The sequence below is a fragment of the Kistimonas scapharcae genome, assembly GCF_039540975.1.
Taxonomy (GTDB): domain Bacteria; phylum Pseudomonadota; class Gammaproteobacteria; order Pseudomonadales; family Endozoicomonadaceae; genus Kistimonas; species Kistimonas scapharcae.
The window spans coordinates 1-5,693 of sequence record NZ_BAABFL010000331.1 but is presented as its reverse complement, the minus strand read 5'-3'; the positions used below and the strand labels follow the sequence as shown (position 1 = coordinate 5,693).

3 protein-coding genes are annotated in these 5,693 nt (G+C 47.9%); 1 reads left to right on the top strand and 2 read right to left on the bottom strand.

Annotated elements, in window-relative coordinates; genetic code table 11:
* Window positions 1–69 precede the first annotated feature (69 nt).
* Window positions 70–978, top strand: coding sequence for a hypothetical protein (locus tag ABD892_RS11935; protein WP_345195914.1), 909 nt, complete (start codon window positions 70–72; stop codon window positions 976–978).
* On the opposite strand, the gene ABD892_RS11930 is transcribed toward ABD892_RS11935, so the two are convergent.
* Both ABD892_RS11930 and ABD892_RS11925 read right to left on the bottom strand, forming a co-directional pair.
* A complete protein-coding gene (locus ABD892_RS11930) occupies window positions 972–4,445 on the bottom strand; it encodes a hybrid sensor histidine kinase/response regulator (protein ID WP_345195912.1) in 3,474 nt (1,157 codons plus the stop codon). The two genes, ABD892_RS11935 and ABD892_RS11930, sit on opposite strands and share 7 nt — an antisense overlap.
* Before the next feature lie 519 nt (window positions 4,446–4,964).
* The gene (locus tag ABD892_RS11925; RefSeq protein WP_345195911.1) at window positions 4,965–5,195 is read right to left on the bottom strand and encodes a hypothetical protein; all 231 of its coding nucleotides are present in this window, start codon (window positions 5,193–5,195) and stop codon (window positions 4,965–4,967) included.
* Window positions 5,196–5,693 lie beyond the last annotated feature (498 nt).

Below are 5,693 nucleotides of genomic sequence, written 5' to 3'. Positions count from 1 at the left end.
TCAGGCGGTAATGGGAACATGGGGATGAGCTTAGGCGGCAGAACGTGAAATCGCCTTATGTACCGGTTTTTGAGTACTTACAACAACTCAGATAGCAATACCATCAAACTCGATACTTTGATTGAGCATTTACAAGGTATCGAATGTCTATCATTTATTCGTTTTCTTCCAAAGGATGCATTAAGGCTTTTTAAGGGGCATATCAGCATGGAACAACTCAAGACAAAAACACCGAGTCCAACAGTTTCACATACAGCAGTGGTATTATCTAGTGAGTCAACTATGGGTTCAACTGCTACCCAATCAGTTAAAAAAGTAGAAACAACTGAACAATATATACAAGATCAGGCTTCTACGAGCCACGCAACGAACCCTCTCGACAAGATTGATTTACCCCAAAGGACATGTACTAGCGAAGAAGAAGCATTGAACTACTTTAACACTTGGGACGAGATAAATGGTTATCAACCGTGCCCATACGCATGCGAAGGAAAAGAAGCGAGTGTGGAAGCCGCTATTCGTATACTCGTAGAACATTTATGTATAGGCCACAATCATAATTACCCCTACATATGTAACAACTGCAAAGAACAGACGTTAGGAACTACCACCCTTAAGCGTATGATTAAACACTGTTCTGATGATCATCATGGCAATACATCCTTCACGATTATTGAACAAATAATCAAGCCTAACAATTATCCGAAAGGAATAATTGATGAAAGAAAATGCCTATCAACCCATATAAGGCAAGATAGTCATGATTCAGATATGAAAACCGAAAAGGATGCTACGCCATCAGAAAACGTACAATTAGCCTCAACAACAGAGGCTGAAACATTGACTGTCCCCAAAAAAGAAAAAGGCAAACGTAAAGGCAGACCTAAAGGCACTCTAAAACGCAGCCTTCCCCCTGAATCACCCGCTGAAAGGAAGAGTTCCAGGCTGCAGCATCAAGAAAGCTCTTCTCATCAATAAACCGGAATTCCGAGTCGCCTGTCACGCAGCAACCGGCTGAGTAACGCTCGCAACGCAGCCGGTTTAAGTGGTTTAGACAAATAGCGTATATCCATACCCTTCAACTGTTCCCGCAACTGGGCCGAACCATCCGCCGTTATCATGACCGTTGGTACAGACAAATTGGCTTTATGACGTAAATCCCGGATCACATCTACCCCATTTGAGCCGTTATCCAGATGGTAATCCACCAATATGGCATCCAGCGTATACGTCAAATGCCTTTTAGCACTCTCTGAGTCAACGGCCGTTAACACCCTGCACCCCCAGCGCTCCAACAACTCCCGCATGCCTTTCAGTATCGTGAGGTCATTATCAATACAGAGAATAGTACGACCTGACATCATATCACCCTTACTCAGGGGCAACGTTGATACGGTAATATCCCTCACCGGTATAGTGCTCCGCTGTCTCAATGGCACCACGATAAAAAACACCGAGCCCTGACCGGGGTGAGATTTCAGTCCGATCTGACACCGCAGGACGCTGGCAATCCCCTGTACAATCGCAAGGCCCAGACCAAAGCCCTGCGATACATGCCCATCCAACCGTTGAAACGCATTAAAAATTTGCGCTTGCCGTTCTTCAGGAATCCCGGGGCCGTTATCCCTGACCTCAATCCTGAGATAATTTCCCTGTCGTCTGCATCCCAGCATCACTCTGCCTGCCGGCGCATAACGGATAGCGTTACAAAGAAAATTCTGCAATACACGGCGCAGAAGCTTTCGGTCACTATAGACACTGTAATGACCGCCCCAGTGGTGAACGGTAACGCCTTGGCTTGTCGCTATCCCCTGGCATTCCACCATCAAGGGCTCAAAAAGCTCAGTCACAGTGAATGCAGAGAAGGATGGCTTTAACTTACCGGACTCAAGACGTGACAGATCCAGCAAATCATTAATGATCTCTTCTGCGGAGCGTAGGGACGTTTCAATATGGCCCGCAAGCCTGGCTTCGTCACTGTCCTTCCCGGTTTGCCCCACCTGCTCTGATAATGTTGCAGAGAACAAACGTGCGGCATTGAGTGGCTGCATGAGGTCATGACTGATGGTGGCAAAAAAACGACTGCGATCATGACTCGCCTGTTCAGCCTGCTGCTTGGCTCTGCGTAGCGCCATGTTTGCCGATTCAAGATCCCGTGTTCGATCAGATACGCGTTGCTCCAGACTCTCATTCATCTCCTTTAGCGCCTGCTCGACGCGACGGAAACCCGTGATGTCTGTAAAACTCATGACAAAGCCACCACCAGGCATAGGATTCCCCTGAACCTGAATAACACGACCATCCGCACGGACACGCTCGGAACGATGGGCATTTCCCTGCGCCATCTGTTTCACTCGTTTTCTGACGTGTGCCTCAATATCTCCGGGGCCACATAATCCCTGCGTCGCATTATGACGAATGATGTCTGACACATGCCGGCCGATACAAATAAATCCTTCCGGGTAATCAAATAATGCGAGATACGTCTGATTCCAGGCGACCAGCCGCAAGTCACGATCAACAACGCTGATACCCTGGCTGACATTCTCCAACGCCCCCTGCAATAATTCCCGGTTAAACCGCAATACAGACGACGACTCGCCAATAATAGTCTCTACATCATCCAGTCCCATCGCATCACCGGACAATGCACTGCGCATGACCACCCGGGCCGATGATCCCCCTAGTACACGTGCCAGTAAACGCTCCGTAAAATCAATCAATGCCTGGGGCGCTTGCTGCTCCCGCAAGGCAGGCTGTGCATATCCGGCAAAGGTTGAGAATGCAGCCGTTGTTTTATCCTGCCCGATAAAACGAGCCGCCAGTGTTTCAAGTTCAGCAACCGTGACGCGTGGCAACCGCTCCTTTTCTTCAGGCAAGGCCGTACCCACAAAAACGGCGGCTTGCTGTCGCTCCATCACCGTCGGCCGAAACCAGAATGAGCCCAGGACAAAAGCAATCAGGTTACCTCCCAAACTCAACAACATTCCCCATGTGGATGAATGCCATTGACCAACATCTGCCACATTGCTATCGACGAAACCTGTCGTTTGAATGACGGGTAAAACCAGTGTGCAAAACCATATCAACATTCCGATTAAAAGGCCTGACAGCACTCCCATGCGATTACTCTCACGCCACACCAGACCACCGATTAAGGCAGGCGCCAACTGGGCAACGGCCGTAAATGAGAGGTAACCGATGGATGCCAGGGACTGTCCCTGCTCAAGCAGCCGATACATAAGATAAGCAAGGAGCAGTATGACCAGTATCAGGCTTCGCCGCAGGCTTAACAGCATACCTTTCAGTTGGGAAAAATCTTTACCTGTAAATGACTGACGACGGACAAGCAAGGGAACGATCAGCTCATTACTGATCATGATGGTCAGAGCAATGGTTGCCACGATCACCATGCTGATAGCCGCAGACGCGCCCCCAATAAAAGCCAGCATAGCCAACCATTCCTGGCCCATGCTTAGTGGAAGGCTGATCACATAAGTATCAGGCAATACTCCCTCAGGCAACAAACGCTTTCCTGCCAAGGCGATGGGCAAAACAAAGATGCCTGCGAGTACCAGATAGAGAGAAAACACCCGCCGTGCCAATTTGAGATGGCCAATATCCGCGTTCTCTACCACCATGACATGGAACTGTCTCGGCAGGCAAAGAAAGGCAGCCATACTGAGAAGAATATGGGGTAACAGGGAAAAAAAATGAATGTTTGAAGCATTACCCTGTGAAACAACACTATTCTGGAACAACCGCCATGGCTGTACTGCATCACCAAAACAGGCATAAACAACAAAAACACCCACAGCGATGAACGCCACCAGCTTGATGACCGATTCCACCGCTATCGCCAACATGACACCATGATGATGCTCTGTCGCATCAAGATGTCGTGTTCCAAACAACACGGTAAAGGCAGCAAGCACCAGGCTGACAATCAGCGCTGTATCATGGCCAGACCGATTGAATGAATCACTAACAGTAAGCAACCCGCTGCCAGCAGACAGCAAGGTATATCCCATGACAATGGCTTTCAGCTGCAATGCGATATACGGCAGGATACCAAGCAAGAGAATCACGGTCGCTACAGCAGCCAACAGTCGAGACTTGCCATAACGTGCAGCCAGAAAATCAGCAATCGACGTGATGTTCTGTTGCTTGCTGATCAGAATCATTCGGGTCAACAAACGCCGTAACAGGATGAAAACCAGAATCGGCGCCACATAGATTGGCAGAAAAGACCAAGGCGCCAGTGCCGCCTGCCCCACCGCACCAAAAAACGTCCATGACGTACAGTAAACGGCTAAAGAAAGGCTGTATATCCAAGGCTGCCAGCGCTGAGCCAGAGTACGGCTATTCCTGTCCCCATACCAGGCAACCGCAAACAACGCACCGACATAGAAAAGAGATACCAGTGCAATCAACACACCTGACATACGGCTCCCTGATTGCCTTTTTCGTATCATTCATAATTGCTATGGCAATCAGACGTAACGCTACCAGAGTTGAAGATTAATAAACATATTGATAACTCAAGTGGAGGATGAGTGCTGGACTACATGCGGATTGTCATCACAAGGCACTATGTGGATAAGTACGAGATTACGACTTCAAGTCTCTGTTAAGATAAAGGACTATCTGCCTGCAGTGTATTCGCTTTACTCAAGCTTAATCTTAAACAAATGCCTGATATCATTGTTTTACATGTCAGCTTCGCGGTGGTAGCGCTGGAGCTCGAGATTGTACCGCTGGAGCTCGAGGCGGTACAGCAGGAGCGCTAGCAGCGCCTAAACGCGATAATGAATCATCTTCCGGAGCTTCCTGTAAAGCTGGTAACCTGCCAGAAGCTTGGAATCTTTCCATTTCTCTGCGAAATTGATCTATTTTAGCTTGGTACATTATTTTTCGATGCCGTTCGTATCCACGCCGATCATGCTCACTGCGTTCAGTCTCTGTCATATTAACCCACCCTCTTCGATCCCTCCGACTTCCATCATCCCTCCGTGCAAATCTGCAGTTATAGTAGTCGTCGTGGGTATCTGCTGCTTGTTGACTTCTATCAGCAATCTTAAAGTGCTGCAAACAGACCCAGCAGAGGTCATGTTCACAACTGCCTCTATCAGCCGCTTGGTTGTAGTCTCTTTGATCGCCAGAACGTTTGATGTGTAAACAATCTTCCCGATCATACTGAGGATCACGGCTGATTAACTGATCGCACTTGGGACAGGGACGAAAAACCTTATCATCCTGTAATGCATCTTCATAGGTGCTGATTTTGGAGCGTAAATCCGCAATTTCCTGCCGGTGACCTTGATTAGCGGCCTCTTCACAGGTATGTCCATTATGAGGGAGCATTAAACACATGGCGCAAAATTCATAATCGCAGGATGGACACTGAACTTTAGAACTGGTCGATTCCGGTGTACTAATATAATCTACTTCAGTTGTACATTGCGGGCATGGAGGATGGAATGTCATGATTGAAAACATAAGGCCTCCTTGTGTTGCTCTTTGTCGTCTTTCGCCATCACAAAATTGATGGAGCATTATGCGCATTTCATTGTTTCTTTCGAAAAAGGTTTCTAAATCACAAAGTCTTACTACCCTTAACTCCCGCTTAACGATCTGAAGAAGTAAGGCTAAATTGAATGAAGAGAGCGTCCCCTGTGCTCTTCAGGCAAAAT

Coding starts and splice junctions, on each gene's coding strand:
- ABD892_RS11925 (WP_345195911.1), bottom strand. CDS start 5,195: ATGATCGGGAAGATTGTTTACACATCAAACGTTCTGGCGATCAAAGAG.
- ABD892_RS11930 (WP_345195912.1), bottom strand. CDS start 4,445: ATGTCAGGTGTGTTGATTGCACTGGTATCTCTTTTCTATGTCGGTGCG.